This window comes from Clostridium sp., from assembly GCF_029267215.1.
In the GTDB taxonomy this organism is placed as follows: Bacteria; Bacillota; Clostridia; order Clostridiales; family Clostridiaceae; genus Sarcina.
The window spans coordinates 62,109-88,904 of the sequence record NZ_JARIDH010000044.1 but is presented as its reverse complement, the minus strand read 5'-3'; the positions used below and the strand labels follow the sequence as shown (position 1 = coordinate 88,904).

General features: G+C 26.5%; 20 protein-coding genes and 1 pseudogene. 1 reads left to right on the top strand and 20 read right to left on the bottom strand.

Annotated features, from left to right (window positions below; genetic code table 11):
- Nucleotides 1-234: 234 nt before the first annotated feature.
- From Q1K13_RS08430 to uraA, 9 genes and pseudogenes are all read right to left on the bottom strand, one after another.
- A pseudogene (locus Q1K13_RS08430) lies at nucleotides 235-1,098 on the bottom strand (tRNA 2-thiocytidine biosynthesis TtcA family protein); the annotation flags it as partial.
- A gap of 154 nt (nucleotides 1,099-1,252) precedes the next feature.
- Nucleotides 1,253-1,756 carry a QueT transporter family protein gene (locus Q1K13_RS08425; protein ID WP_300349480.1) on the bottom strand — a complete coding sequence of 168 codons (504 nt, stop codon included), beginning with the start codon at nucleotides 1,754-1,756 and terminating at the stop codon, nucleotides 1,253-1,255.
- Nucleotides 1,757-2,062: 306 nt separating this feature from the next.
- Nucleotides 2,063-2,896, bottom strand: a complete 834-nt coding sequence (locus Q1K13_RS08420; protein WP_498038041.1) for a ComEC/Rec2 family competence protein — start codon at nucleotides 2,894-2,896, stop codon at nucleotides 2,063-2,065.
- Between the two features lie 227 nt (nucleotides 2,897-3,123).
- Nucleotides 3,124-4,452 carry an ATP-binding protein gene (locus Q1K13_RS08415; protein ID WP_300349474.1) on the bottom strand — a complete coding sequence of 443 codons (1,329 nt, stop codon included), beginning with the start codon at nucleotides 4,450-4,452 and terminating at the stop codon, nucleotides 3,124-3,126.
- Nucleotides 4,446-5,156, bottom strand: a complete 711-nt coding sequence (locus tag Q1K13_RS08410; RefSeq protein WP_300349472.1) for a LytR/AlgR family response regulator transcription factor — start codon at nucleotides 5,154-5,156, stop codon at nucleotides 4,446-4,448. The genes Q1K13_RS08415 and Q1K13_RS08410 overlap by 7 nt, the downstream gene beginning before the upstream one ends.
- A 152-nt stretch (nucleotides 5,157-5,308) precedes the next feature.
- Nucleotides 5,309-6,361 carry an N-acetylmuramoyl-L-alanine amidase gene (locus tag Q1K13_RS08405; protein WP_300349470.1) on the bottom strand — a complete coding sequence of 351 codons (1,053 nt, stop codon included), beginning with the start codon at nucleotides 6,359-6,361 and terminating at the stop codon, nucleotides 5,309-5,311.
- A 212-nt stretch (nucleotides 6,362-6,573) separates the two neighbouring features.
- Nucleotides 6,574-7,503 carry a glutaminase A gene (gene glsA / locus Q1K13_RS08400; RefSeq protein ID WP_300349466.1) on the bottom strand — a complete coding sequence of 310 codons (930 nt, stop codon included), beginning with the start codon at nucleotides 7,501-7,503 and terminating at the stop codon, nucleotides 6,574-6,576.
- Between the two features lie 345 nt (nucleotides 7,504-7,848).
- Nucleotides 7,849-8,862: a resuscitation-promoting factor gene (locus Q1K13_RS08395; protein WP_300349463.1), complete on the bottom strand. Its 1,014-nt coding sequence runs from the start codon at nucleotides 8,860-8,862 to the stop codon at nucleotides 7,849-7,851.
- Between the two features lie 398 nt (nucleotides 8,863-9,260).
- Nucleotides 9,261-10,562 carry a uracil permease gene (uraA, locus tag Q1K13_RS08390; protein ID WP_300349460.1) on the bottom strand — a complete coding sequence of 434 codons (1,302 nt, stop codon included), beginning with the start codon at nucleotides 10,560-10,562 and terminating at the stop codon, nucleotides 9,261-9,263.
- A gap of 190 nt (nucleotides 10,563-10,752) precedes the next feature.
- Between uraA and Q1K13_RS08385 the strand changes: the two genes are divergently transcribed.
- Complete coding sequence (locus Q1K13_RS08385; protein ID WP_300349457.1) at nucleotides 10,753-12,336, top strand: ABC-F family ATP-binding cassette domain-containing protein; 1,584 nt, start codon at nucleotides 10,753-10,755, stop codon at nucleotides 12,334-12,336.
- Between the two features lie 74 nt (nucleotides 12,337-12,410).
- Here Q1K13_RS08385 and Q1K13_RS08380 read toward each other — a convergent pair whose 3' ends face one another.
- From Q1K13_RS08380 to Q1K13_RS08330, 11 genes are all read right to left on the bottom strand, one after another.
- Entirely contained in the window at nucleotides 12,411-13,394 is a 984-nt protein-coding gene (locus tag Q1K13_RS08380; protein ID WP_300349454.1) for a polysaccharide deacetylase family protein, read from the bottom strand.
- A gap of 185 nt (nucleotides 13,395-13,579) precedes the next feature.
- The gene (locus Q1K13_RS08375; RefSeq protein WP_300349451.1) at nucleotides 13,580-15,763 is read right to left on the bottom strand and encodes a DNA topoisomerase III; all 2,184 of its coding nucleotides are present in this window, start codon (nucleotides 15,761-15,763) and stop codon (nucleotides 13,580-13,582) included.
- Nucleotides 15,764-15,909: 146 nt separating this feature from the next.
- Nucleotides 15,910-17,328 carry a PH domain-containing protein gene (locus tag Q1K13_RS08370; protein WP_300349449.1) on the bottom strand — a complete coding sequence of 473 codons (1,419 nt, stop codon included), beginning with the start codon at nucleotides 17,326-17,328 and terminating at the stop codon, nucleotides 15,910-15,912.
- 9 nt (nucleotides 17,329-17,337) lie between these two features.
- Nucleotides 17,338-17,772 carry a PH domain-containing protein gene (locus Q1K13_RS08365; RefSeq protein WP_300349446.1) on the bottom strand — a complete coding sequence of 145 codons (435 nt, stop codon included), beginning with the start codon at nucleotides 17,770-17,772 and terminating at the stop codon, nucleotides 17,338-17,340.
- Nucleotides 17,773-17,913: 141 nt separating this feature from the next.
- A complete protein-coding gene (locus tag Q1K13_RS08360) occupies nucleotides 17,914-18,306 on the bottom strand; it encodes a hypothetical protein (RefSeq protein ID WP_300349443.1) in 393 nt (130 codons plus the stop codon).
- 144 nt (nucleotides 18,307-18,450) lie between these two features.
- Nucleotides 18,451-21,741: a ligand-binding sensor domain-containing protein gene (locus Q1K13_RS08355; protein ID WP_300349441.1), complete on the bottom strand. Its 3,291-nt coding sequence runs from the start codon at nucleotides 21,739-21,741 to the stop codon at nucleotides 18,451-18,453.
- A gap of 79 nt (nucleotides 21,742-21,820) precedes the next feature.
- Nucleotides 21,821-22,921 (bottom strand): DHHW family protein, encoded by a 1,101-nt coding sequence (locus Q1K13_RS08350; RefSeq protein WP_300349439.1) that lies wholly within the window; start codon nucleotides 22,919-22,921, stop codon nucleotides 21,821-21,823.
- 23 nt (nucleotides 22,922-22,944) lie between these two features.
- Complete coding sequence (locus Q1K13_RS08345) at nucleotides 22,945-24,309, bottom strand: MBOAT family O-acyltransferase (protein WP_300349436.1); 1,365 nt, start codon at nucleotides 24,307-24,309, stop codon at nucleotides 22,945-22,947.
- 148 nt (nucleotides 24,310-24,457) lie between these two features.
- Nucleotides 24,458-24,952 carry a DUF4358 domain-containing protein gene (locus tag Q1K13_RS08340; RefSeq protein WP_300349433.1) on the bottom strand — a complete coding sequence of 165 codons (495 nt, stop codon included), beginning with the start codon at nucleotides 24,950-24,952 and terminating at the stop codon, nucleotides 24,458-24,460.
- A gap of 244 nt (nucleotides 24,953-25,196) precedes the next feature.
- Nucleotides 25,197-26,444: a DEAD/DEAH box helicase gene (locus tag Q1K13_RS08335; protein WP_300349431.1), complete on the bottom strand. Its 1,248-nt coding sequence runs from the start codon at nucleotides 26,442-26,444 to the stop codon at nucleotides 25,197-25,199.
- Between the two features lie 35 nt (nucleotides 26,445-26,479).
- Nucleotides 26,480-26,791, bottom strand: coding sequence for a hypothetical protein (locus Q1K13_RS08330; RefSeq protein ID WP_300349428.1), 312 nt, complete (start codon nucleotides 26,789-26,791; stop codon nucleotides 26,480-26,482).
- Between the last annotated feature and the right edge of the window lie 5 nt (nucleotides 26,792-26,796).

Here is a 26,796-nt window from a genome sequence, read left to right as displayed (position 1 = left end):
AGGGTGTAATAGAAGAAAATTTCTATTACACCCTACTTTTTATTTTTATTCACGCCAAAATTAATCATTCAACTTCATACTTTTTATTTCTTTTAATGATAATCCTGTTTTTTCAGCTATAATCTCATCATCTAAAAGTCCTATAAGATTTCTTGCAATATTTTGTCTTTCATAATTAACAGCCTCATTAACTAAACCTTGTTGTTTTAAATCAGCAGTTGATTTAAGTAAGGACTCTTCATCATAAAAATCTAAATATGAATAATGTTTCTCATCAATATCCCATCCTAAAATAGAATCAACACTTACATTTTGCGCTGCTCTAAATATTGATTTATCAACGCCATCAAACTTCTCTTTAAATTCTTCTATCATATCTTTAATTTCAAAACGCTTATTTCCAATTTTCTTAGCAGCTACCATACAAGCACAATTTAAAGGCCATATCCCAGCTCTTTGAATCCATCTTTTTATATACTTTTCTTCTATGTAGTATAAAGGTCTTATAAGCTCCATACCATCAAAATTAGAGGCCTTAAGCTTTGGAAGCATTGTCTTAAAATTACCTGCATATAAAACATTTAGCATAGTTGTTTCAATTACATCATTAAAATGATGTCCTAATGCTAGCTTGTTGCATCCAAGTTCCTTTGCCTTTCCATATAAAGATCCTCTTCTCATTCTTGCACACATATAACATGGATAATCCTTAGCTATTTTGTCTACAACTTGGAATATTCCAGAATCATAAATATGTACTGGTATATCTAAGTACTTACAATTATCCTCAAGTAACTCTCTTATTTGAGGATGATATCCTGGATCCATAGCTAAAAAAACAAGCTCAAAATTAATTTGACCATGTTTTTTTAACTCTTGGAAAAGCTTAGCCATAATAAGCGAATCTTTTCCTCCAGAAATAGCTATTGCTATTTTATCTCCCTCTTCTACTAATTTATAATCCTTTATAGCTTTTATAAATTTTGACCAAACTTGTTTTCTATATGTCTTAACTAAACTTCTTTCTATCTCAGCTAAAGGTCTTCTCTCATTAAATGGTACTAAAATCTCGCATCCTTCTCCTGCTACACCACTCATTTAAATCACCTCACAAATAAAACTCTTTTGTTATTATAACAATTTTATCTTATTTTGTCTTTAAAAAAATAAAAGAGTAAAAATATATACTATACTTTTACTCTTTTAGAAAAATTTTAAATTTTAATCTTTTTATATAAATTTATTGACTAACTTATTTCATTAAAGCCCTTAATTTATTAGGATATTTACTTTCTATAAACTTAACTACTGGCACTCCTATAATTGTTATAACTACAAATTCTCCTATAGCTACCTCTGCCATTGATAAAAAAAGTGGTAATCCATAAACATAGTTAAGCATCCAACCAATTATTAAGCCATTAAAAATTGTTGGCCATACTGATGCAATCCACATAGATTTTTTGCCTTTAATATATTTTCCAGTTAAATATATAGCCCATACACTTATAAATGTAGCAAAAGTACCTAAAACCACATCAACTACTCCATTTGGCCCAAGTATATTTGAAATAAAACATCCTAATGTTAAACCAACTATATAATCTGAGTTAAAAAATGCTAATAAAACCATTATCTCTGCTACTCTAAACTGAACTCCACCATAACTTATAGGTGCCAAAGCTAATGTTAAAACTGCATACAAAGCTGCTATAAGTGCTGATACAACTATTCTTTTAATATTTTTATCCTTCATAATTCCTCCTAAATCACCACAAATTCGTAAGTTTCCTATTAACTATGCTGTTTTAAGAACAAAAAATTCACTACTAATAAATGATATTTCAAAATATAAATATCATTTTAATTCTAAAAAAATAAAACCGCAGAAAAAATCTACGGTTTAAAGTATGCTAACTAATATTATATTAAAAACTATAATTCACTTAAAACACCGTAGTTTTATTTAAAGACAGGAGGCTTCCGAACTGTCTATATGCTATTTTCTAGGCAATTATATACTATATACCATCAAAAATCAACATTCTGCTTTGTAATAAATTTAATTAGTATTTTCACTATGTAAAGTAACTCCTAAACTTTTCCCATTTGATGTTATTGTTATATCACCATCTTTAAAAGTTTCATAAACTTTCACTTTGGAATTTTTAAGCTTAGTCATTGTTTCCTTATGTGGATGACCATATTTATTATTTTTAGCACAAGAAACTATTGCAATACTTGGGTCTACAGCTTTTAAAAAAGGCTCACTAGTTGATGAATTAGAACCATGATGTCCAAGTTTTAAAACATTTGCCTTTAAATTCTTATGTTCTTTCAAAGCTTCCTGCTCTGCTTCTTTTTCAGCATCCCCTGTAAACATAAATGCAGTTTTTCCATAAGAAATCTTCATTATTGGAGAATAATTATTTAAATCATCATAACTTGATTTAACTGGTGTATAAACCTCTATATCAACACCTTTTCCTAAATCTAATTTTGTTCCTTCTTTTATTTGCTTAAGCTTTATACCCTCATTTTTAATTGCCTTTAGCATATTTTCATATGTTTTTGTAGTATGGGCTACCTTAGGTGCATAAAAAGATTTAACATCAAAATTTTCTAAAACCTCATCCATTCCTCCAATATGATCTTCATGAGGATGAGTTGCTATAGCAATATCTATAGTTTTAATCCCTCTTTCTTTTAAATCTTTAACAAGTTCATTAGCATTTGAATTTGGTCCAGCATCTATTAACATTGTTTTCCCATTAACTTCAACAAGTTCACTATCTCCTTGTCCAACATTTAAGTATGTTACTTTTAATTCCTTCTTAATCGAAGCATTAACATTATTTTTTACTCCCTGAGATGAACATCCCACAAAGCTAAGCATAGTAATTGTACTTATTATAGCTAAAAATTTTTTCAAATTAATTTCCTCCATATATTTTTATTTATTAAAAGAATATATAATTATTCCTTTAGTATTTACTTAATATTATATAATAATATGTGATTTATAAGAAGATGTCACTAAAAATCACTCTTCTAAAATTTTTAAAAATGTACTATAATTATCATAGTCACCAAATATATAAATAATAAAAGAAGCTTTGAAACTTAATCGTTTCTTGGCTTCTTTGATTTTATTGGTATTAATATTTTCAAAGTAAATTTATTTTCTTTTGACTCAACAATCATTTCTCCACTATATTTTTCTACTGCATTTCTTATGTTCTTAAGTCCTATGCCATGGAGAAATCTATCCTTTTTATCTGTTAAAAAATCAAAATTCACCTTTCTAAGCTTATTAACCTTTGAGTTTTCTATTTTTATTATGTAAAAGCTATTTACATATGTTCCTTTTAAAGATATGTATTTTTTTCCTTCATAAACCTTATTGCAAGCCTCAATAGCATTATCTAAAGCATTTGAAAATATTGTGCATATATCAAAATACTCTATAAAATCTATTTTTGAAAAATCTATAACTACTTTTAATTCTATGTTATTATTTTTACAAGTTTCATTTTTGTTATTTAGTATAATATCTAAAGCCTCATTTCCAGTTTTAAACATAAGAGAAAATTTATTTAATTCTGAATTTATATGGTCTATATACGCCCTTTTCCACTGATAGTCATTTTCTTTTCCATTAAGACATATAATATGATTTTTCATATCATGATAAAGTCTCTTTACTCTTTCTTCATTCTCACTCAAATTTGAATAATACTTACATTCCATCTCTAATTTATTTTTTATAAATTCATTTTCTAGTTTTAATTTATTATTCTTTATTATTTTTCCTACTATAAACATTATAGATAGATTTGACATAAGTAATAATATTGATAAGAGAAAAATAGATGCTCTACTATAAGCTTCATTTTTACTTTCACTAAATATATATCCAAATATTACAAGAATAACTATTATATTAGTTATTATGGGCATTAAAATACAAAAAAATTCTCCTTTTCCAATCTCTATATGTAAATTTAAACACTTTAATACAATAATTAAAGAAATCAGTATAATCTTTGATAATAATATGGTTTCTACTCTATAGAAAGTAGGATTTAATATTTCACTCATATTGCTTATCCCATTAAACTTAACAATTAAACTTATGGCTAAGGCTTCAGCACTTATCATAAATAACCAAAATAAAAGTGATATTATTATAGATTTTATGTTATTTACATTAAAATTAACTTTATAAAAAACTAATCCAATAAAAAAACAAATTATTATTCTTCTATTTGGATATACGTCTAAAACTTTTAATAATAATGTTAATATTAAAACTACTATAAAAGAAAAGCATATGTACTTCTTATCGTGTTTTCTACTACTAAAATTATCAATAACAACTAAAAAGCTAATCCATTCAACTAGAATAGCTAACGTCTCTATCATATCCCAAAACATAATATTTTCTAACATATTAAATCACCTAAAACACTTGTAAGCTTTATCTTTAAATTCTTCATTCTATACTTACTTACAGGAAGTACCATTGAATTTATAATTAATGAATCTTTCTTAAGTTCTTCAATCTTAGATACATTTACTATATAGCTTGTATGACATCTAAAAAAGCCTAAACTTTCAAGCTCTTTTTCTAGCTTACTCATACTTGCTTTTACCTCATAATCTTCTGAATAAGTATGTATTATAACTTTTCTATTAAAAGTTTCAAGAAATACTATATCATCCGTTTTAATTTTTAATATATTTCTTTTATCTTTTATTGTTATAAATGAACCTCTTTTTTCCATTACACTTTCTATACAAGCATCCACTTGCTCTTTTAACTCTTTAAAGTGTAAGGGTTTAATTAAATACCTAAAAGCCCTAACTTCATATCCCTTTTGTACATACTCCCATAAAGCTGTCAAAAATATTATTTCAACTTTATTATCATAAATTCTAATCCTTTTAGCGGTTTCCATTCCACTTAACTCACCCATTTGAATATCCAAAAACAATATATCAAGTTTTTTAGGATAATTGTCTATTAAAGCTTCTCCAGTTTCAAATGAATATATTTTGTGTTCAATCCCCATATTTTTTAAAATTTTTTCTAAGTTTTCTTTTAAATTTTCTCTTTGCAAGAAATTATCTTCACATAAAGCAATATTTATCATGCTAATAATCTCCCCCAGTTAATATATTGTACTTTTGTAATTTTATCATATTTTATAATAAAAAATCATATTTTATTATAAAATACAAACCTATTGTTTTATAATGTAGAAAGAAAGATTCAAGAAAAATCGCCTGAATCTTTCCATGTTATTTAATCCATTTTAATATATTTTGCTGTAAACCAAGCTGTCTTATATCCCTTTCCAGCAAAATAAGTTGCTAATGCATATCCATTTTCAATCTTATGAACATATAATCTTTCATTATTATTTACATACCCCATTCTATTTGAGCTTTGTGAAGGCATATATCTTGCATCGAGCTCTGTAACTATATTAAAAGAGGTTGCATTAGTATCTATTTTTAAATAACTTTGCCTTGAATTAATCCAAACCTTTGAAGATTCTGAATTACTACCATCTTTCCAATAAGCTACTGGCAAATAATCTTTTTTATCGCAAACTTCAGGAATAATTCTTATTCTTTCTCCTTTATATATTTCACCTAAATCATTATAATTATTGCTAGGATTACTTCTTGGATCTAGATTAACTAAGGCTTTAGCATTGGTTAATTTTAAAAATTCACTTTTCTTATTGTTATTTTCTGGAATTTCAACATCTGGAATTTGAGGTTCAACAAAATCTGGTATTGAAGGTTCATCCCCTTCTATAGACTTATTTGAAATCCCTTCAGCAATCAACTTCCCTATAAAATCTGAACCTTTTTCTCTATATATTCTAACATCTTCTGTAGCTTCACAAAAACAGACTTCAACAATAACTGCTGGCATAGAAGTTTTTCTAAGTTCATAAAGTCTTGAATTATACTTTACACCTCTATTTTTAAGTCCAGTTCCACTTGAAACTCTATTAACAATATTTCTTGCGTATTTTTCTGCTTCTCCCCCTTTAGACATAACCCAAGTTCCAGTACCTAAAGCCCCATTATAACTACTATAAGCATTATCAAAATGTATTGAAACAAATAAATCAACATCATTCTCTTCTGCTTTTTTAACGCCTAAATATAAATCAGTATTAGCATTACAATCTCCTGGAGTAACATCAATAACAACATGTCCAGCTAGTCTTAAATATTTTATTAACGCTTTATAAACCTTTCTATCTTCTTTAGTTTCATCTATTATACCTGATGCTCCTCTTGCCTTAAAATTATGTCCTCCTCTTACTGCTATTTTCATATAATTACCTCCTTAAAAATATCTCTTTACTATATAAATATTTTTAAGAAATGCTTTCAGTTACTCTATTAATTAAAATTCTTCATTTTATAACAATTATCTGTGTTTTCAAAATTTATTTTTATTATTTAAAGTAAATAATAAAAACTGGTTAAGCAATACAAATCTTACATTTTATATATCTTAACCAGTTTATAACAATCTATAATTTATTATTCAAATATATCAAGAACTAACTCTTTTGATAATTCTTGAAGGATTTTAACCCCTGCTGTACTATTACCCTGTTTATCAATAGCTGGACCAAATATTCCTATGCCCATTTTATTAGGTACACTTCCTAATATTCCTCCACCTACACCACTTTTAGCTGGTATTCCTATATGAACTGCAAACTCTCCTGATTCATCATATAAGCCACAAGTAGTCATTAAGCTTTTGATTATTGTACAAACTTCCATAGGAATAGCTCTTTCTCCATTCCAAGGCATTATTCCTTTATTTGCTAAAACTGCACCTATTCTTGCTAAATCTAGTGTATTTACTTCTATTGAGCATTGCATAAAATATGCATCTAATATATCTTCAACGTCTCCTTCTAACATATTATGACTTTCCATATAATATGCTAAGGATCTGTTTGTATTTCCTGTTCTTTTTTCAGATAAATAAATTTCTTTATTTACACATATATTATCATCATTTGTGATCATTTTCATAAAGTTTAAGATTCTCTCAATTTTTTCCTCACTATTTTTTCCTTTTATTAATGAAGTTACTACAATAGCACCAGCATTTATAAACGGATTTGTTGGTTTTTTACTATCTCTTATTTGCATATTTAAAATTGAATTAAAAGCAAAATGAGTAGGTTCAGTTCCAACTTTATTAAATACATACTCTAAACCATTGTCTAATATGGCAAGTGCTAAAGAAATCACCTTAGATGTACTCTCAATTGCAAATCTTTTGTCATAATCTCCAACAGAGTATTCATGATATCCATCACACCTTATATCAGCTAATGAAATCCCTAAAAGATTAGGATCGACTTTTCCTAATGCAGGTATATAAGTCGCAACTTCTCCATCTTTTATGTACTTTCTATTATTATCAACTATTTTTTCCAATAACTCTTTCATAAAAGACCACTTCCTTAAACATTTATTTTTCTATAAGTATACCCTTGAAAAATCAAACTTTCAAATACTAAATAATATATAAATAAATATTTAATCCCTGTAACTTCTAATAAAATACAATTAAATAAGCCTTTAATTAACACTTTATTCATATTCACCATTCAAATTATCATCTTAATATTTTTACTATATAAAAATATTAATTATAAATATAATTTTGAATTTTAAATTAAAAATAAAATAAAAAATTAATAAATTATAACTTCTTTTTAAGTTCTATATTTTACTCATTATACCTTGATATATAATAAAAAAACAGATCTTAAGATCTGTTTTTTATCGTAGTTAATTTAATATATAAATGTCTAGATTTCTAACTCCCCAATTAGATACTTCAGCCTCTGTATTAAAGTAAAGATCTATTTTATTTCCTTTAATAGCACCACCTGTGTCTGCAGCAATAGCATATCCATACCCTTCTACATAAACTTTTGATCCTAATGGAATTACATTAGGATCAACAGCTATTGTACTATATCCTCTTGGATTTCTAAGAACATGCACTCCTGATGCTGTATACTCCTCTTTAGATCCACTTTCATGAGTATAAGCAGTGGATTTAACACTTAATTTCTTTTTGAAATTAATGCTCTCTCCTCCTCTGCTTAATGTCTGAGTTTTATTAGTACCTTTGACAACTTCTTTATTTACAGGCTCCTTAACAACTAACTCTTGTACCACACTATTACTTACTTCTTTTCCATTTTCATAAACAAGCTCACGAGTTACTTCTTTTTCTCCATCTTGTCCATCTTTTAAAACCTTAGTATATGATTGTGGTTTTGAATTATCTTTTTTAACCTCTGTAGTGAACTCTATTGGCTTAACTTCTTTTATCTTTTTAACATCAACTTTTACCACTTTAACATTCATCCCAGGTTTTAGCTTTTCATATTTTCCTGGCAAAATCTTATCATTATCATCAAAAGCTATTCCCTCAGCTTTTAACATATCACAAACATTATCTTCCGCACTAACAACCTTTAATTCCTTACCTTGTGATTCAACACTTAAGTTTACTGCAGTATTTATAGTGATTGTTTCATTTTTTGATATCTTACTTCCTAATGAAGGTTTTACTTTATCTTTAGGTGCTACTTTTATTCCATTATCGTGTAAAGCCCCTTGTACTGTCCCCTTGTATGTGACAATCTCTTTTTTTTCTCCATTAACTACTATATTTAGAGTTTTTCTCATTGAAAATACTGTTACTCCAGTTACAACAACTAATCCCATTAAACAAGCTGCTATACTTTTATTTCTATTTTCCTTTGAAAATAACTTTTTAATATTTACCATAATATCTCCTCCTTCTGGCAAGTAAAAGTTATACGCTTCCATGCGAAAGTTTTACGCTTTTTCTGTATGTCAGAAGGGATTTTACACTTTATCAAGCAAAATATCTTTTCTTATTGTAACTTATTTGTAATAATTAATCAAATAGACTATTTAATCTTTATTTCTTTTATTTCTATAAATTAATAGCCTAATATGCTAAAACTTTAATTTAATGCTACAAATACTCCTCTATTCTCTTATCTGCTTAATAATTCATATCAATATGTACTATTTGTTAAAAATTCTGATAATTCTTTATTTTCATTCTTTTAGTTTTTTGTTAAATTAATTTAAATTTTATTAAATTATAACAAAAGAAAAGCTAGAGATAACTCTCTAGCTTTACACATTTCTACAAATTATTCTTTTTCATTCATTAAGCCTAATTTGTCAAATAACATGAATGATATACTTAAAATCATAGCCACGATTGTAGCTAATCCCATTCCTTTAATCTCTATTGCGCCAAATCTTACTGCAATACCACTTAAACCAACTATCATTATTACTGATGTTAAAATCAAGTTTCTTGATTTAGAATAATCAACTTTTTCTTCAATAAATGTTCTAAGTCCTGATGTTGCTATTGTACCAAATAAAAGTAAACTTACTCCTCCTATTACTGGAGTTGGAATACTTCTTATTAATGCAGATAATGTTCCAGAGAATCCTAGTACTACTGAAAGTATTCCTGCCCCGCATATTACATATGAACTATATACCTTCGTTAAGGCCATAACTCCTATGTTTTCACCATAAGTAGTTGTTGGAACAGACCCAAAGAATCCTGAAATTATTGTTGATAAACCATCTCCTAAAAGAGATCTATTAAGACCGGGATCTTTTGATAAATCTTTACCAACAATACTACTAGTTACTACTAAATGTCCTACGTGCTCTGCTACCACAACAAATGTTGCCGGTAAAATAGTTAATATAGCATTTAAACTAGGTTTTGCAATATGTATTTGTGGTACCACGAAAATACTAGCTTCTTTAACTGGTGTAAAATCAACTAATCCTAAGAAACAACTAGTTAAATATCCTACAACTATTCCTATTAATATAGGAATTACTTTTAAGAATCCTCTTAATAATACTGAAGCTAAAATTACTGTTATTATTGTAGTCATTGAAACAATAACCCATGTTGGATTTAATTTTGGTGAGTTAGTTAATCCTACAGGAAATCCTGCCATATCAGCCGCTGTTGGTGCAAGTTCTAATCCTATGATAGTTACTATAGCCCCCATAGCTGCCGGTGGAAATAACTTTCTAATCCATCCTGTTCCTACAAATCCTACTATTATGGCTATTGTAGCAAATAATATTCCAGATACTACAAATCCACTTTGTACTTGTGTAAATGAATATCCTTGTCCCATTAATAATAAAACTGGTGATATAAATGCAAAACTTGATCCTAAATATGCTGGAATTTTCCTTTTTGTAATGAATGCATATAATAAAGTTCCTATTCCATTAAAGAAAAGAACTGTAGCTGGATCAATATTTAAAAGAATTGGTACTAATACTGATGATCCAAACATTGCAAATAAATGTTGGACACTTAAAGGAATTGCCTTCTTTAGAGGTACTTTATCCTCTACTCCTATAACTTCTAGAAGTTCTACCTCTTGATTTTTTTTAAATTGAGCCATGTTATTTCTCCTCCCTTTTCTAGACTCTCAGGTCTAAATTAAAAGTTTATATAGAATATAGCACACCATTTATAATAATTCAATATTTTTTTATCTAATTTTATGTTATAATAAGTATTCATGTGCATAAAACTATGTTTTTGCATTAATAATTTAATTAAAAATACAAAAAAAGAAAGGACAGAACTTAATGATTACAGTAAACAATGTAAGCTTAAGATTTGGTGGAAGAAAACTTTTTGAAGATGTTAACTTAAAGTTTACTCCTGGAAATTGCTACGGAGTTATTGGCGCAAATGGTGCTGGTAAATCTACATTCTTAAAAATATTATCTGGAGAGGTTGAACCTAATACTGGGGAAGTTTCAATTCCTGCTAAAACTCGAGTTTCTGTTTTAAAACAGGACCATTATCAATATGATGACTGTGAAGTTTTAAAAACAGTTATAATGGGAAATCCAAGATTATTCGAAATAATGGAAGAAAAAGATGCTTTATATGCAAAGCCTGATTTTTCTGATGAAGATGGAATTAAAGCTGCTGAACTTGAAGCAGAATTTGCAGATTTAGATGGATGGGAAGCTGAATCAGAAGCTTCTTCATTATTACAAGGTTTAGGAATATCTACTAGCCTTCACTATAATACTGTTGGTGAACTTAAAGGCGATGAGAAAGTTAAAGTTCTTTTAGCTCAAGCTTTATTTGGTAAGCCAGATGTACTTATACTTGATGAGCCTACAAACCACTTAGATATAAAAGCTATAACTTGGCTTGAAAATTTCTTAGGAAACTTTGAAGGAACAGTTATAGTTGTATCTCACGATAGACACTTCTTAAACATGGTTTGTACTCAAATATGTGACGTTGACTTTGGAAAGATCAAGTTATATGTTGGTAACTATGACTTCTGGTATGAATCAAGTCAGTTAGCTCTTCAAATGGCTAAAGATCAAAATAAAAAGAAAGAAGAAAAAATTAAAGAACTTCAAAACTTTATTGCTAGATTCAGCGCTAACGCTTCTAAATCTAAACAGGCAACTTCTCGTAAGAAGTTATTAGATAAAATTACTTTAGATGATATACAACCTTCAAGCAGAAAATATCCATTTGTTGGATTTAAACCTGAAAGAGAAGTTGGAAATGATATCTTAGAAGTTAACGGAATTTCAAAAACTGTTGAAGGAGTTAAACTTCTAGACAATGTAAGCTTCAGAATAAATAAAGGTGATAAGATTGCTTTCGTTGGAAATGAAAGATCTGTAACTACTTTATTTAAAATAATAAATGGTGAAATGGAACCTGATTCAGGAGATTACAAATGGGGTGTAACTATATCAAATGCTTACTTCCCTAAAGATAATACTGAGTTCTTCGAAGGATGTGAATTAAACTTAGTTGATTGGCTTAGACAATTCTCTGATGAAAAATCAGAATCATACTTAAGAGGATTCTTAGGAAGAATGTTGTTCTCAGGTGAAGAAGCCTTAAAACAAGCTTCTGTATTATCAGGAGGAGAAAAGGTTAGATGTATGCTTTCTAAATTAATGCTTAGCTCTGCCAACGTTTTAACTTTAGACCAACCAACTAACCACTTAGACCTTGAATCAATAACAGCTGTAAACAACGGATTAAAAGATTACAAGAGCGTTTTATTATTCTCATGTCATGACCATCAATTCGTTGAAACTATTGCAAACAGAATAATTGAATTAACTCCAGAAGGAATAAAATTCGATAAACTTTGCACATATGATGAATACTTAGAAACTAAGTAATACTTTAAAGGGGCTGTATCAAAATACAATAAAACTTATTTTGATACATGCTCTTTTTTATTTAAAGCTATGTTTTAAAAATCTGAATCTGTAATTGTTTTAAATTCATATCCATTTTCTTTATAAAATTTTATTACATCTTTAAGCATACTTACTGTCTTTTCTTTTCCATAAGTATCATGCATTAATAATACAATTTGATTTTTTCCATCAGAAGTTTTCTTTACATAGTCAATCATTTCTTCCTTTGTATAATTTTTTCCTTCTGCATCCCCATTTAAAGAATTCCAATCCACACTAACTATTCCTTTTTCTTTTAAAACTGAGTTTAACTCCTTTAAATTTTTATCATTGTAATAAACTCTACTATTATATCCACCTGGCATTCTTAAAACTCTAGTATTAAATTCATCTCCTAAAACTTCTTTCATAATATTATTTGTTTTGTTAAATTCGTCCATAAAATATTCTATGTCTGTAATATTTCCTGGATAAAGCTTTTTAAAATCATGGCTATAACTATGATTAGCTATAGCATTTCCTTCTTTAATTGCTCTTTTTAAAGTATCTTTAGCCTCTTGTCCAGATTCTATCATATTTCCAAGCATAAAGAATGTTCCTTTAACACCTTCTTCTTTTAATATGTCTAAAACCTCATTAGTTAAGGGGCTTGGCCCATCATCAAATGTTAGAAAAACATATTTTTCATTTCCTTCATAAGTGCCTGATATCATTTTTTCAACCTCTTCTGCCTGTATAGCATATTCTTCCCCTTCAAATATTATGTTTTTCCCTGGAATTATATCTGTTTTATTATAATTTTGTGTTTCTAGCTCTAAATTTTCTTCTTCATCTTTTATTGAACTTTCAATATTGTTATTTTGTTCACTCTCTAAATTTCCACTTATAGTTTCATCATATGTTAAAGTTAATTGTAATCCTATAATAATAAAAAATAATATTAATCCAAAAGCAAATATTATTTTAATCTTATATTTTTCTTCAGTTTCGTTTTCTTCTTCTTTTTTATTTTTTTCTTCTAATTTAATTTTACTCACATCACCTTTCATTTTAAACTTAACTTTTATAAATAAATAAAAGCTTTTTATTTGTTAAACACTCTATATATTTATATTATATTTTTATTCTTTTATTTATACATTTTTTTAAATATAAATTAAAGCTCTACATTTTTCTGCAGAGCTTTAATTTCCTCTTCAATAATATTTAATTTTAAAAATAATTATTCAAACTTAAATCCACTTAATAAATCTTTAAATGGATTGTTACTCTCTTCATTAGCCTCTTTTTTCATCTTTTGCATTATTTTATTTACTTCTCTTTTGTTCATTTTATTATTTTTATCAAATCTTTTCTTAAATACAGATTCTTTCTCTCTAAAATTACAATTTGTCCCTGGACAAACATATATTTTACCTTCTCCATGTCCTCTAAGTTCTAATCTCTTTTTACACTCGGGACATCTTGCATTTGTTATTCTTGCTATATTTTCTCTATATCCACATTCTCTGTCTTGGCATACATTCATAGTTCCATTTTTTCCTTTAACCTCAAGCATATATTTACCACAATTAGGACATTTCTTACCAGTTAAATTATCATGATGGAATTTACTTTCTCCAAGCTTAACGTCTTCTACTAATGCAACAGCATAGTTTCTTATATCTTTTATAAATCTTTTAGAGTCTTCTTTACCTTTACTTATCTTATCTAACTTTTCTTCCCATGAAGCAGTTAAAAGAGGAGATTTTAAATCTTTTGGAACTAAATCTATAAGCTGTTTTCCTTTTGAAGTTGGAATTATTTCTTTTCCTCTTTTTTCTATAACAAAAGATTTAAATAATTTTTCTATAATATCTGCTCTGGTTGCTACTGTTCCAAGGCCACCAGTTTCTCCCAAGGTTTTTGCTGAATTTTTATCAACAGTGATAAATCTTTGAGGATTTTCCATAGCAGACAATAAAGTTCCTTCATTAAATCTTTGAGGTGCCTTAGTTTCTCCCTTTTTACAAACTATATTAAGTATTTTAAATTCTTCACCCTCATTTAATTTAGGAAGTTCTTGTGCTTTAATATCCTCCTCTAGTTCCTCTTCATTCTCTCTATCATAAAGTTTTTTCCATCCTTTAGATTTTAAAACCTTCCCTTTAGCTACCACCTTTTCTCCATTTATTTCTCCAATTAAAGTTGTTTGTATGTATTCAAATGGAGGCATTAACACACTTAAAAATCTTTTTATAACAAGTTCATATACTCTTCTTTCATCTTGACTTAAGTTTGATAATATGCCCTTTTCTTCTGTTGGTATTATGGCATGGTGATCTGACACCTTTTTATCATCAACATAGTTTTTATTAGCTTTTATTTCACCCTTTAATAATTCACCTGCTATATTTCTAAATTCTCCAACAGAAACAGCCTTTAGCCTATCTTTTAATGTACCTACTATATCCTTTGAAATATATCTTGAATCTGTTCTTGGATATGTAAGAAGTTTGTGATTTTCATATAATCTTTGCATTATGTTTAAAGTTTGTTTTGCTGAATATCCATAAATCTTGTTACAATCTCTTTGAAGTTCAGTTAAATCATATAATTGAGGTGCAAATTTCTTTTTATTTGCTTCATTTACACTTACTATTTTTCCACTTTTGCCCTTTAATTTTAAAAGTAATTTTTCTCTAAACTCCTCATTAAATATTCTTGAATTGTTATCCTTGTTAATCCATGTAAAAGAACATTTATCTGTTTCAACTAATATAGTGTTATAAGTTTTAGGTTTAAAATTTCTAATATCCTCTTCTCTATTTACTATCATAGCTAAAGTAGGTGATTGTACTCTTCCTGCTGAAAGTTGAGCATTATATTTACAAGTTAAAGCTCTGGTTACATTTAATCCAACTAACCAATCTGCCTCAGCCCTACATTCTGCAGCCTTATATAAATCATTATAATTTTCACCAGGTTTTAAATTTTTAAATCCATCTAATATGGCTTTATTAGTTTGAGAAGAAATCCATAATCTTTTAATAGGCTTTTTAATATTTGCTTTCTCTATAATCCATCTAGCTACAAGCTCTCCTTCTCTTCCAGCATCTGTAGCTATTATTATTTCACAAACATCTTTTCTTTCCATCTGTTTTTTAACTTCATAAAACTGTTTAGTTCCTTTTTTAATAACTTTAAGTTTCATGTGTTTTGGTAACATAGGAAGTGTTTCCATTGACCAAGTTTTAAGTTTGTTGTCATAATCCTCTGGAGATTTTAATTCAACTAAATGCCCTAAAGCCCAAGTTATAATATAATCCTTTCCTTCTATATAACTTCCTTTATTGTTATTACATTTTAAAACTTTGGCAATTTCTCTTCCAACGCTTGGTTTCTCTGCTAATACTAATTTTTTCAAATAAAATCATCCTTTCATTATGTTAAAAGATTTAAACACTCCTCTTAAGACTATTCTTAACTCTCTATTCCTATTAATATACTACATTAAATACCTAAACTTAACAAATAAAAAAGATGCTTAATAAAAATTAATTATTAAACATCCTAAGACCATTCTTTTATTTTATCATATATTTCAAGTTTTAAATTTTTAAGCTTTATTCTATTTCCTCTTTTTTGAGAATAAAATTTTATTTTAAAGTTACCAATTTTCTTTCTCACTTGAAATGGATTTGATGTAAATTTTAATTCTTCTATGCTTGATTTTCTTATTATAAACTGTCTCTTATTAAGGGATTTATAACTTATATAACATAAATCATTTCCAAAACCAAGTTTAGTATTTTTATAAAGAAGTGTCCTCTCAAATATAACTAAAGGAACAGAAAATAATAAAACCCATATTTCTCCTGTAAGAAAAAATATTAAAATACTTATATAAAAAGCTATTTGGAGAGGTACTGTATAAAATCTTCTCATAACTTTTTTCTCTGGCTCGTATATAACTCCATCAAATATAAACTCTGGAATTAAATTTCTTAATATATCACTATATCCTTTTTCACTACATAAAGGAAATATTAATTCGTCCTCCTTAAATGTGTTTCCATAACCGACAACACAACATTTCAAGGTGTAAAAATTAAATATTTGATTTATTATGTTCTGTTCAATTTTTAAAGCATGTACATTTTCTGTAGGTATTGAATAACTTCTTCTATTTATGAGTCCATATTCAACATTTAAGTAATTGTTATTTCTATATATAGTAAACTTATAGTACTTAGATAATATTGCACATACTGAGAAAATCAATATTATTATTAATATAATAGTAAATATAAAAAGTGCTGATAAAAATATAGCTAATATTGTATTTCTAGATATGACATTTTCCTCAATAACATTCTTAAAAAATCCAAATAATTCTTGATTTAATCCCCTATATATCTTACTCATAAAATGTATGCTGGAATATAAAACACCAATTCCAAGAAATATGTTATTTCTAAGCATAGAAAGTAATATTAAGTGAATTGCTGATATGTTATAAACTAAAGTTTTATTTATCTCTCTTTCTTCATGAATAAGATTTTTTATTCTTTTACTTAAATTATTATATAAAAATTCTATATCTTTCTTTTTAAGCACCATTATTATTTCTGCCCTTTTCTTAGAAGAAGGATAAACACTATCTATCTTCAACTTTCTAAGATTAAAAATCCTGTATATTATATTTCTTTCAAGTTCAATTAAAGAAATATTTTTAAGAGGAACAACTAATTCTTCTTTAAATATAGCACCCTCTCTATATATTAAAAATTCATCTTCTATTGTTATTATTGTATTGTACCATTTTAAAGTTGAAAACACTAAAATTAGGGTTACAAAAATAGCTATACTAAATACCCTATCATCATTAAATTTAACTGCTAAAAATATCATTACAGGCCAAAGACTTTTAATAAGTTTAAATACTGTTATGAATATGTTGTACCAATGATTTTTCTTGTAAAAATTCATATTTCACCTCTAGCTTTTTCTTTTAACCATATTATAAAATCTAATTGCCTGCTTTTTACTTACTGAAGGTATAATAATTCTTCCACCTGCAGTATAAATATGAACACTTCTTAAATTCAATAACATTTGTATAGGGTCTTCACATAAATTTATGTACTTTATTTTATCAATCTTTATACATATAAACCTTTTGTAAAACACCCCATATTTAATTTCAATAGTATCGTCAAATAAAAAATATGACCAAAAGAAAAACTCTAAAATAGGGCCTATTATTCCAAGTAAAAGATAAATGCTTATTAAAAAAATTTCTCCTATTTGTGAAATTTCATATAATCCATATTTCTTTACACAAAAATTTAAAACAACTTTTAATATTAGAAATATTAAAGTTCTCCATATAATATTTCTAATGATAGCTAATCTACTTATCTTATATTTCATAAAACCCTCCATTTTATAAAATAATTTCAAATATAAAAAACCTACAAGAAAAATCTCATAGGTACTTTTCTATGCTATAAATTTAAAACTTAATATATAACATTTTACCATATTATCTTTTTTATTAAAATAATTCTCCCTCTACTTTACATACATGCACATAACTTCTTTTTTCAACTTTGATTCGATAAAGCTTATTAATCTATCCTTATTATTTTCATCTACACATTTTTTAATATCCTCATAGTTATCAAGTAATACCTCTATTATAAGCTTTATCCACTTAACAACATTCTTCTCTGTTAAAGTAATATAATCATATGATATAATAGTTTTCATGTTATCATAGTCAAAATCAATGCCTTTTATTCCTTCCATTAAAAATACTGATTTAATTACTAACTCCTCATATTCTTTGTTTTTTAATAACCCTTTCATTATTAAATCATTTTTTAAAAACACTTTACCTCTTTTACTTTCCAAAACTTTTATATTTGAGGCCATCTTTATAGCACATCTTTTTAAATCAAACATTTTTCTCTCCTATTAATCACTTCAATAAATTCTATGAAAGTCACTAATATTAAATTACCAAAAAAACTATTTGATATTTATTTAAGTAAATAAAAAAGAGAGTATATTTCCATACCCTCTTTTCACTATACCTCTTCACCTTTCTTATTTAGGTTGATTTATTGGAAGAGTTATTATAAATGTACTTCCTTCTCCAACTTCACTTTCAACTATTATAGTACCATGATGAAGTTCCACTATACTTTTTACAAGAGCTAATCCTAATCCACTGCTCTTATACGCTTCTTTTGCTTTATTATCTGTCTGTCCAAATCTATCAAATATAACATCTTGTTTATCTTTAGGAATTCCAAGTCCATTATCTTTTATAGATATTTCTACAAACTCTTCTCCAATTTCTCTCATATAAACTTCAATCAATCCATCCTCAGATTCTTCCTTAGTATATTTTATTGCATTAGAAAGTAAATTTGTAATACACCTTTCTATTTCTTTAGAATCAAACTCTACATTTAACTCTTCTATTTCTGGATCTACTATAAGATTCATATTATTAGATTCAATATAATCCTTAAGTCCTAAAGCTGTATCTTCAACTAATGATATGATATCTTTTTTTTCTATATTAAGTTTATATGTTCCTGATTCTATTTTGGAAGCATCTATTATATCGTCTATTATACCAAGCAACTTTTTACCATTTCTTTTCAAACTTTCACTATAGCTTGATATTTTACACTTTTCTAAAGAATTCTTTTCATTTAGTTCCTTTAGTGTTTGTGCAGTAGAAATAATAACATTTAATGGTGTTCTGAGATCATGTGACAAATTAACAAAGTAATCATTCTTAAACTCCTGTTTCTTTATAATCTCATCTTTTAATTTATTAGCTTCTTTTAATAGATTTTCTTTTTCTTTATAAAGCCTCTCATTTTCTTTAGCTTCCTTTTTAAGCTGTTCAGCTCTTCTTTTTACAGTTTTCTCCAAAGCCGTAACATAACTCCACATTAAAAAAATAATTATCAAAGCAGTAATGAAATATATTAAATATGCCGTTGGTGTTCTCCAAGGTGGTGGTGCTACTTTTATATCTAAACTTGTAACAGGAGTTAAATCTCCATGATTATCTCTAGCTCTTATTAAAAGCTTATATTTACCAGACTCTAAGGTTGTATAATTTGCATTATTTCTTTTATTTGCAAAAATCCAGTCCTCATCAACTCCTTGTAATTTATATTCATAAGTAATTTTAGAGGCATTTAAATAATCTGGTAGAAAAAAGTCTATTGATATATTATTTTGATTATATTTTAAATTTAAAACACCACTATAATATGGATATAATTTATTATTTACAAGCACTTTATCTATAACAACCTTTGTATTACTTTGCTTTCCTATAAATTTTAGGACTTCTTTAGGATAAAATGCTGTAACTCCATTAATTCCTCCAAAATATAATTCTCCATCCTTACTCTTAAAATAGGATCTTCCATTAAATTCATTACTCTGAATTCCATCCATTACTGTATAATTAGTAAACTTATTGCTTTTTGTATTTAATCTAGATAGTCCTCCATTTGTACTCATCCAAAGGTTTCCTTCATCGTCCATTAAAATTCCATAAATTAAGTTATTAATCAATCCATCCTTCACTGTGTAATTTGTAAAGTTTCCTGTTTTAATATTTAACTTGCTTAAACCTCCATCAGTCCCTATCCAAATATTCCCTTTTGAATCTATGGCAGAACAGCGAGCACTATTATTTATAAGACTATTTTTATTAGAATTATTATGAACATATCCTTTTATGGCACCTTTATTTTTATCAAATTCTACAACTCCACCATTTATACCTATTGTAATCCATAACCTTTTAGTTTTAGGGTCTTTATTTATGCTTGTTATAGCAGTTTCTTGAATGCCTACTGATTTAAATGCATTTGAATAATCAGTAAATTTTCCCGTTTTACTGTTATAAGATAACAATCCACCTCTACTTCCTATCCAAAGCATTCCATCTTCATCTAAATAAAGATTTCTAGTATTTAATTTGTTTTTTTCTTTAAGATTTTCTGGATATTTAATCCTTGTTACTTTACCACTTTTTTTATTAAGTTTATCTAATCCCTCTTGAGTTGCAACCCACAAATTTTCCTTATCCGCTTCACAGATTTGCCATACAACATTACTACTTAAAGTCTCTTCATTATTTGGATCACTAAAAAAATTCCTAATATATCCAATTTTAGTATTAATCGCATTTAATCCCTTTGAATTTGTACCCAACCATAAAATTCCTTCGGAATCCTTATAAATACCACTTATACTGTTTTCGCTTATGGAAGTTTTTTCATCTGGTTCTCTTTTATAATGTTTAAAAGGTTGATTTGGATTAAGCAAACTTATTCCATTATAAGTTCCAAACCATAAAAGACCGCTCTCATCCTCATAAGCTGTAAGTACGTTATTATTAACAAGACTTGTTATATCATAATATTTGTTTTTATATAAAAAAGCTTTATCAGTTTCTTTATCATATTTAAGAATTCCATTTTGAGTTTCAAACCAATAATTTCCATAAGTATCGTTATACATACTATTGACACTGTTTGGATCTACATTAAAGGACTTTAATTTATTATCCATAAGCTCAACATTTTTATAATCGTCACTAACTTTAACTATATGGCTATCGAATATTACCCATATATTATTTCCTCTATCCCTATAAATTGTTGATACTGACTCATTTTCTTTATCCAACAGGTCATTTATTTTTTGAAATTTACTTGTTTTAATATTGTAAAAATTTATTCCAGCATTTGTACCGACCCAAACATTTCCATTTTTATCTTCACATAAAGATGTTATAGTATTACTTTTTAAGGAATTTTCATTATTTTTATCTTTAAATAATTTCTTAATTTCATTAGAGTGTTCATTACAAATATTTAATCCATCTGGAGTTCCTATCCATATATCTCCATTTGTATGTTTTATTAAATCCCAAACGTTATTGTTTGATAACTTAGTTCTTCCATCCTCATTTTCAAATAGCCTAGACACTTTATTTGTCACTATATTTACAGTATCTACCCCTTTACTTGTACCAACTAAAATATTATTTTTATCATATCCAACTATAGCTGATATATATCCTGAGTTAATGCTATTTTTATCATTTTCTTTTTCTCTAAATATTGTAAAATCTCGCCCATCATATTTATTAAGTCCATCAGAGGTACCAAACCACATATATCCTCTGCTATCTTGAAATATTCTATTTACAGAAGACTGCGATAACCCATCTTTAATAGTTATATTACTAAATTTTAAATCTGATTCTCCCAATGCAAATATATTTTTAAATGGGATCATTAAGAATATTATTGATAAAAATATACATCTTTTTATTATTGTTTTTATATTCAATTTTGTTACTCCTCTAAAACTAAAATCATAATTTAATTTTCTCAAAAAAGAAGAATAATGTCAAATCATGTCATAATTCTCAATATTTTAACTTCATTAAATTTACATCATAAAGAAAATTTTCTAAACTATAAAGTATAAGACACTGATTAAAATCTGTATTTTTTAAATATTCACTAACTTTATATGGAAAACTTCTTAAATCAATAACATGAATTTCCTCAAAATTATTTGTAAGGAATGGAACAAATGAATTTCCAAAAGAATCTTTAAAAACAACTAATTTTTTATTATTTTTAAGCTTTTCATTTTTAATAACTGTAAGTCCATTATTCCCTCTTATAAATGCAGAATACTTATCCCTACTTTTGAGTTTTTCAAAATCATATAAACTATTTAATTTTTCTCCTTGTATATCCATACTAACATTTTCAAAGTCATAATATACAAGTATATCTCCCTTAGCATTAAAATTTTTAGCTCTAGAAAAATAAGTTCCATAAAACTCGCAAACTAAATTCTCATTTAAATCTTCTAAAGAAACCGGATTTTCTCCTATATTTTCAATGTATTTACAATAAGCTAAATATGCTCCGTATGTTGTCCAGTGGTGATCTGTCTTATAATAAATATACTCATTTTTATAATTCTTAAACAAATCTATTAAATCTATATTTCCATCTTTTAAATTACTTTCATATATTTTATTTATAAGTGATTTTTGATTTAAAAGATTTGCTCCAAAGGGAAGATATTCATCATATATCTCATAAGAATTAGGCACTATTATTGTTTCTATATTTATTTCACTTCTATCTATAAACTCATTTAAAGCCTCTAAATTTTTATTAAATCTTTCTTCATTATAAAATTTAATCTTATCAAAAAGATAATTTTCCTCTCCATATATTATATTGTTATTTTCAATCTTCCCTAAAGCATGCTCACTAATAGATTTTAAACTTATCCATTCATCCCTTAGAAAAAACTGATCATCTACATATTTTTCAAAATCTTTCATGTATTTTCCGCTAAAGATATCTTCTAAATTAAATATTGGTTTTTTTGAAAGTTTTCTATTTTCAAGTTCTGAAAACTCCTTGTCTAAAGTTAATATATCTACTAATGAAAATCCTAATATTAAGATGCAAAAAACATAAAGAATAGGGTTTTTCTTCATTCACTTCCTCCTATAAAATTTAACTAAAATCTAAAATACAAAAATGGATTATATGTTGAATCAACTAAATAAGAAATAGATATTATGAAAATCCCTATAAATAATACACATTCTACCAATTTATTTTTCTTTACTCTTTCATAAAAGTTTTCTATTAATTTTGTTGAACTTATTATAGCTATGATAAAAATCAAAAAATAATTTCTTAAATAATAAAATACATCCCATCCAAAATTAAAAGCAAATAAATATTTTAAATTTCTAAGATCTATAAAAACAAATAATGCCCATCCAAATACAATTGATAAAATAGCATATATATGAGATAAAACCTTATATTTATTTAAATATTTAAGAAGAAATACTTTTTCTATTGCTATTAATACAAAAAAATATAATCCCCATAAAATAAAGTTATACTCTGCCCCATGCCAAAATCCAGTTAAAAACCATACTATAAATAAGTTTAAAAACATTCTTTTTTTACTTCCCCTATTTCCACCTAAAGGAATGTACACATACTCTCTAAACCAACTTCCTAAAGTTATATGCCATCTTCTAAAAAACTCTGTCATACTCCTTGATATATAAGGAAAATTAAAATTTTCTGGAAATACAAAGCCAAGCATTTTTCCTAGTCCAATAGACATAGATGAATATCCACTAAAGTCAAAATAAATTTGAAAAGAAAAAGCAAATATTCCAAGCCACAAAAGAGGAGTTGATACTTTTTTAAAACCTATACTACAAATCTCATTCCAAAGCATTCCTATATTATTTGCTATTAAAACTTTCTTTCCTAATCCTATGATAAATTCTTTTATACCCTCCTCAATCATATCCTTATTTAATGTTCTTTTTTTAATCTCTTTACTTATGTCAGAATACTTAACAATAGGTCCTGCTATAAGCTGAGGAAAAAGGCAAACATATGCTCCAAAATTTATTATATTTCTTTCAGCTAAAACCTTATTTTTATAAACATCTAAAGTATATGATAGGGTTTGAAATGTATAAAAACTTATTCCTAAAGGGAGAGTTAATTCTATAAAATATAAATTTGTTCCTAAAAGTAAATTTATATTTTCAATAAAAAAATTTATATATTTAAAGAAAAATAACATACCTATATTAAAAATCACAGAAATACCTAATAAACTTCTTTTTATGAAAATATTCCCCTTATATCTTTCTATTCCTCTACTAACTGAATAATCAACTAAAATAGATACTATTATCAATATTAAGTATTTAGGCTCTCCCCATGAGTAGAAAATTAAACTTATTGCTAAAATAACTAAATTTTTAAATCTTGATGGTGCTATATAGTATATTAAGAATGCTAAAGGTAAAAATCTAAATATAAATAAAATACTACTAAATACCATATATTTCTCCTTATAATTTATGAATTAAATTACTTAAAACTTATATAAGATTATAGAGTAATTTACATAATAATTAGTTAAAAATATTTATAAAAATAGCATTTGATAATATTTAATTAATATCAAATGCTTTATTTAAAATTATTTTTTATTTAAAAGCTTCTTCATATATTTTATTAGCTTCATTTAAAGACTCTTCTGGTAAAATAAATAAGGATACATAGTCTCCATTTACCTTGACTTCAGAGGATTCTGCTACCTCTTTTTCTTCTGGATAAAAAGCTTTCCCTATTTTATCCTCTAATATTTTATTAAGAGATTCTTTAACTGAATCCCTCTTTCCTTCCTTAGCTTTTACTATAACCACCGTTGCAACTCCAGGAGATATGCCAGTTTCTGCAATACCATACTCATAAATATCCTCTAGGTTTAGATGATAAACTTCATTTGCCATTTTGTCATCAACTGGAATGGGCATACTAACTATATCCTTGTCTACTAATTTATTAACAATATCACTGGCACTCATTGATAAATTAACATGTTCTAATTTAGTATCATTGTCTCCCTTAACTCCACTACATCCTGTAAAAGTAGCACCTATCATAACAGCTGTTAAAATACTTATAAAAAACTTTTTCATTTTTAAATTCACCCCTATATAACATATATTATGCTAAAAATATTATACTTTATAAAAAAACGCTATCCAACATGCTTGAGTAAATGTTAATCATTTAGTAACTTTTCCATGAGTAATCTCATAAAAATATAAATTTATTCAAAATAAATTCATTTCTAAACAATTTAAGCTTTTGTTTTTAAAGAATATAAAAAAGACAAAATAGCTTTTGTAATAATAAAAAGCTATTTTGCCTCTATTTTAATTATTTTCTTTTTAAAGTTTTTTTATAAGAAGCTTTCTTTGATGAAGACTTTTTCTTGCTTCCCTCATTCTTTTTAAACTTATCTTTCTTGTCATTTAACTTCTTAACATCACTTTTTTCTATCTTTCCCTCATAAAGATATAATCTAGGAATTTTTATTTTTAATTGTCTTTCGCATTTTCCTATTATTTTTTCTTCTTTATAATCTGCTAAAGAATATGCAACTCCCTTTTCTCCAGCTCTTCCAACACGACCAACTCTATGTAAATAATTTTGTGAATTCATAGGAATATCTAAGTTTATTATGTGAGTAGCTCCCTTTATATCAAGCCCTCTTGCAGATACATCTGAAGTTATTAAAACCTTAGCTTTTCCTTTTCTAAAATCTTGAAGTGCATTTTTTCTATCAACTTTGTTATCACTTCCATGAAGTGATACAGCATTTATTTTATTAAACTTTAATTTTTGAATTACGTTGTTTATGTTATAACTATTATTTATAAATACTATTACCTTTTCATCTTCTCCCATAGTATTTATAAGCTTTCTTAAAAAGTTAATTTTATCTCTTAACTCAACCTGAAAATATCCATGACTTATGTTAGAATTAACTTTATTTAAAGCTTTAGCCTGTATAAGCTCACTTTCTCCAATTAATTCATCTGCAGTGTCTAAGGCTTTCTCATTCATAGTTGCAGAGAATATAAGTTTTTGAACATCTCTTTTACAAGATTTAACAACACTTCTAACATCCTTTATATTTATAAAATCTAAAAGCTTATCTCCCTCATCTATTACTATAAACTTAATAGTATTAGCTGAAATCTTCTTTTTATTTATAAGCTCTAGGATTCTTCCTGTAGTTCCAACAAGAATATGAGGTTTATTCTTAAGTTTTTCTATTTGTCTTTTTATATTTCCACTACCAACTAAAGTTGTTGATGTTATTTTCTTTCCTAATCCTCTTTTTAAATCATTTAAAACATTATTTATTTGTACCCCTAATTCATGAGTTGGAGATAAAATAATTGCCTGCATCTCATTTTTAGAAGAATCTATTTTTTCTATTATAGGAAGTAAATAAGCTAAAGTTTTTCCTGTTCCTGTTTCAGCTTTTCCTATAACATTTTTACCATCTAAAATTATTGGTATAGCTTTTTCCTGTATGTCAGTAGGCTCACTTATACTAAGTCCTTCTAAAGATTTACAAACCTCTTCACTTAATCCTAGCTTTAAAAATTTTTCCATTGGCATCCCATCCTTTTATTTTTTTATCCTTACGTCTAAAGTTTAATCTTATTATTTTTCAATATGTTTTCACAAAGATATTCAAAGTGAGAAACATCTACACCCTCTTTTTTAATTTTAGAAAGTCTAGCATTTATTCTTTCTAAAGTTTCTTTACCTTCTCTCTTATCTCTTTTCTTTATACATGTATTAAAATAATCTACTAAATAATCTATTTTTATAACTTCATTAGCTAAATCTTCTCTATTATCATTAACAAGATCTATTAATAACTGATATACCTTAGGTGAAGTTGAGTTTCTATGTGTTTTTAAAAAATCACTATTTCTACTTGTTATTTTTGCCATTTTAT